Below are 3,976 nucleotides of genomic sequence, written 5' to 3'. Positions count from 1 at the left end.
GGTTATTCATTAATAATTGCATGGTTTCCACACAAAGGGCATCCAGCGGCTTGTTGGTCTCCCAGGTGCTACTAAGGGGAACTTCCACCGCCTGACCATTTTGTTCACCAATCATGATCCCCGTAACGGGCTTGCCAACCAAGGTCGCCCCATAGGCACCGAGTTTCATTGCTAGCAGTCTATCTTGGGAAACCGGTGAGCCACCACGCTGCACATGTCCTAGGATCACAGGCCTAACTTCTGTATGGGTGCGCGCTTCCAGTTTTTCCGCTAAATCATTAATCCCGGCAGGCCATACATTTTCGGCAAGAATGATGATATAGCTAACATCACCCCGTTGTTCACGACGTTCACCTAATTGGGACAAGATATCAGTTAAGGTGTCATCTTCATTTTTGAATAATTCGGGAAGGATTACGTAGTCAGCTGCGGATGCCAGTGCACCGTTAAGCCCTAGGAATCCGGCATGCCGACCCATCACTTCAACAAGAAAAATACGTTCAAAGGCATCGGCGGTATCACGCACCTTATCCACCGATTCAACGGCGGTTTCAATGGCGGTAAAATAACCAATGGTGGCATCGGTGCCGGCGATGTCATTGTCGATAGTGCCAGGCAAACCAATAATCTGCCCATCCCAAAAGCGACCTAGATGCTCCGCACCCCGGAAGGAGCCGTCACCGCCAATGACAAATAAGGTGTCGATACCTAACGCGTTTAAGTTGTCCGCTGCCAATTGACCGGATGTGTCTTGTTTAAACTCAAGACAACGGGCGCTGTGTAAAATTGTACCGCCCCGTTGTGCGAGGTTATGTACTTTAACGGAGCAAAGTTTCGTATATTCTTGCTTCAATAAGCCGTTGTAACCGTGTTTAAAACCAAATACCTCATAGCCTGAACGTTCACAAACCAGCACGATAGCGCGTATACAAGCATTCATGCCCGGCGCATCGCCGCCAGAAGTGAGTATTGCGATTTTTTTAGTCACATCATATCCTTAACTGTTTTACGCAGATAAATTTTCTCATGGTGGCTGGGAAAGAACAAGAATGTGTCATGGTTAGCGTTAATTTTTGTGTTGCAGATCAAGTATTCTAATTTAAGTGTCCCACGGTATAGTAAACCCGAAACAGGGTAATTATGTCACACTGGCTTACACTTAACTCACTGCGATGCTAGGTACGATTAGTTAAATTATACAGGCGTTATTGGTGATGATGAAAAAATACTTCGTGGTGATATTGCTTGGGTTATTGATTGGGTGCAGCAGCAAACTAGCCTATAACAATATAGACTGGCTCGTTTACTGGTACATGGATGATTATATTGAACTGACTAATCAACAAGAAGCTATTTTCGACCAACAATTGGTTGGCTGGATAGATTGGCATCGTAGTGAAGAGTTGCCTAAGTATATTCAGCATCTTCAACAAATACGCCGGGATGTCGCTGAGAACAAACTAACAGAAACAACAATTACAGCCCATTACCAACGTTTAACCGCCCATTGGGATCGTTTTCGCAAGGAAATTAGCCCGCCACTGGTAGACATAGCGGAAACCTTAACTGACGAACAAGTTATTCGATTATTTGCAGCATTAGAAGCCGATAATAAAGAAAGAGAAGAAAAGATTGCAGAGCGACAGGCCTTACCTCCCCAAGAACAACTGGATAAGCGAATTGAGGGGATGGTGGAGGATATGGAAGCGCGAATAGGTTCACTTACGACACAACAACGTCAAATTGTGGCTAAATTTGCCCCCCAGTTTACCGCCTCATCGTCGTTGTGGTTAGGGTATCGCCGGGAATTACAACAACAAGCGCGACGGCTTTTTGCTACACGACACACCCGGGATGATTTTCAGGATAAATTGTTAGCGTTGCTTTTGGATCCGGAACATTATCGCAGCGAAGCCTTTTTAGCCGCTTGGGAACACAACCGTACGTTACAAGCGCGTATGGCCGCAGCCATTGCACAAACCCTTACGGCAACACAAAAAGAAAAATTACTCACCGATATTGATGAGCTCATCGATGATCTTAAAGGGTTATCAGGCTAGTAAGGGCTGTAACTTAGGCGGCTCTGCCAATAAAGCCCCGGATTTCCTTTTTTAATTCATCGAATTTTTGCTGGTAGTGGGATTTCATCGGCATACCGGTTAGAAGGGTATTTAAGCGTCGACATTCGTTAACTAAAGCGGGCTCGCGGGTTGTGTTTTTACTTATGAGCTTAAGAATGCACTGGAGAAGATTTAATGCCACACCGGTATTAACTGGCGCAAAGTGTAAGGCCCGTCCAAAGGATAAATATGCCGCATCGAAATCGCCAGCCTGATAATGGTCAATGCCTTCTTTGTTGTGCAGCATGTATTGTTTTTGATTATCACTGGCTTTGAGCTTATCGGCATGGATAAGGGTATTTTCAATGGCATAGTGTTTTTCATTTACCAGGCGCATAAGGTTTTCAGCTTCGTCATACTCACCGAGATCAAAAAAGACTTTGATACTGTCTGGGGCATAGAATACCGGATACGCATCATATTTTTGCTCAATGGCATCCTGACTGCTTATGATAGAACGTTTGGCATCGGCTAATTTGCCGTCAAGTGAATACACTCTGGCGTCAATGATTTGTTCGTAGATAACGAAGTCAAAATTATCGTTTTGACGGCAAAGGTATTCATCGAATTTCCCCCGTTGCATTGCCAGAAGGGCTTCTTGCTGATAACGATTTTTAATGCGTTTATCGTCGGCATGTTCAGCGACATCAAGAATACTGCGGATATATTCACACCAAATGCCCGCATGCTGTTGCATGGTTTTACGCGAGAGCTGCCAAATCGCCTGGGCACTTTCGCTTGCTAACACAAAATCCCGGTGCTTGCGGGCGATCTTACATGCGGTGATGTGGCGGGGAATCGAGTAGGGTGAAATTTTAATGGCGTGGCGAATGGTTTTTAATGCGGTTTCGCCGTCATTGGAAAGATGCTGACATTCTGCAAGGATGTCGTGGGCTTCGGCACTAAAGCGATTTTTCACTAAGACAGATTCGGCAATGGCTTTGGCTTCATCCAATTTATTCATTTTTAGCAAGTTTTTCGCCTGATAAATACGTATCCATAAAACATGGTGATCTTTATCAAACTGGGTGAGTAATTGATTAACCTTATCGTACTGTTCTTGCTTCCAGTATATCTCTATGAGTATTTGCGCCAAGGTTCCCCGATAGTGGCTATTAGCTGAAAATAAGGCCTCGGCTTTTTCTTGGGCTTGTTGTTCGTCGTCATCATGGAGGGCTTGGAACACAGGCAAGAGATTTTGCCGTTTTTTCCACGCCCGATTCAGTCGTGCTTTTATTTGTGCTTGAGAAAAAGGTTTAACCAGATAATCGTCGGGGGAGCGTTCAATGGAGCCTAAAACGATGGGGCGGGTACTATCTGCGCTAATCAGCATAAAAATGGACGTTGGCCTAAGAAGCTTTTTACTTCGCAGTTCTTCGATAAATTCAAAACCGTTTTTCTTCTCAGTACCTAAGTGTAAATCGGAAATGATAATATCAAATTTTCGTTTTCGGCATAACGACAGGGCTTGTTCCGCAGAGGGTTTGGTTACAACCTCTGTAGCGCCCATATCATGGAGTAACCCACGAAGAACAAGCAGGAAAGGGCGCTGATCTTCTACAATCAGTACTCTTTTATCTGCATAATCCATAGTCGCGTTACTCACCTGATTCTACTTTCGTTCAATGATCGGGGTTGCCAAGTCAAAATACAAGTATTCAATATAGTACGTATTGCGCTTTAGTTATTCACTAAAAGGCCGATAGGGTATGTATGAACGATTTTAACGCCGATCTCTCCAACCCAAGCCCTGCCACTACCCGTGTATCTGATCTGGAATGGTCAGGTAAATTATCCCGTGCGTCATCAAATCGCGCCTTGTTTTCCTTGCTTTTGGCAATGCATTGTCAGCCTGG

3 protein-coding genes are annotated in these 3,976 nt (G+C 44.7%); 1 reads left to right on the top strand and 2 read right to left on the bottom strand.

Annotated elements, in window-relative coordinates:
• Positions 1-988 (bottom strand): ATP-dependent 6-phosphofructokinase (locus V5298_RS18900; RefSeq protein WP_332932987.1); only part of this gene is annotated, 988 nt, incomplete at its 3' end.
• A 226-nt stretch (positions 989-1,214) separates the two neighbouring features.
• On the opposite strand from V5298_RS18900, the gene V5298_RS18895 reads away from it, so the two are divergent.
• Positions 1,215-2,060, top strand: a complete 846-nt coding sequence (locus V5298_RS18895; protein WP_332932988.1) for a DUF6279 family lipoprotein — start codon at positions 1,215-1,217, stop codon at positions 2,058-2,060.
• A 13-nt stretch (positions 2,061-2,073) separates the two neighbouring features.
• Here the strand turns inward: V5298_RS18895 and V5298_RS18890 are convergent, their stop codons facing one another.
• Positions 2,074-3,726: a response regulator gene (locus V5298_RS18890; protein ID WP_332932986.1), complete on the bottom strand. Its 1,653-nt coding sequence runs from the start codon at positions 3,724-3,726 to the stop codon at positions 2,074-2,076.
• Between the last annotated feature and the right edge of the window lie 250 nt (positions 3,727-3,976).

Source organism: Alteromonas sp. 14N.309.X.WAT.G.H12, assembly GCF_036697315.1.
Classification (GTDB): Bacteria; Pseudomonadota; Gammaproteobacteria; order Enterobacterales; family Alteromonadaceae; genus Alteromonas.
The sequence above is the reverse complement of the archived record's forward strand: the minus strand, read 5'-3'. Positions and strand labels throughout refer to the sequence as shown.

Excerpts from the sequence above, each read along its gene's own strand:
- V5298_RS18895 (WP_332932988.1), top strand. The coding sequence starts at position 1,215 with ATGATGAAAAAATACTTCGTGGTGATATTGCTTGGGTTATTGATTGGG.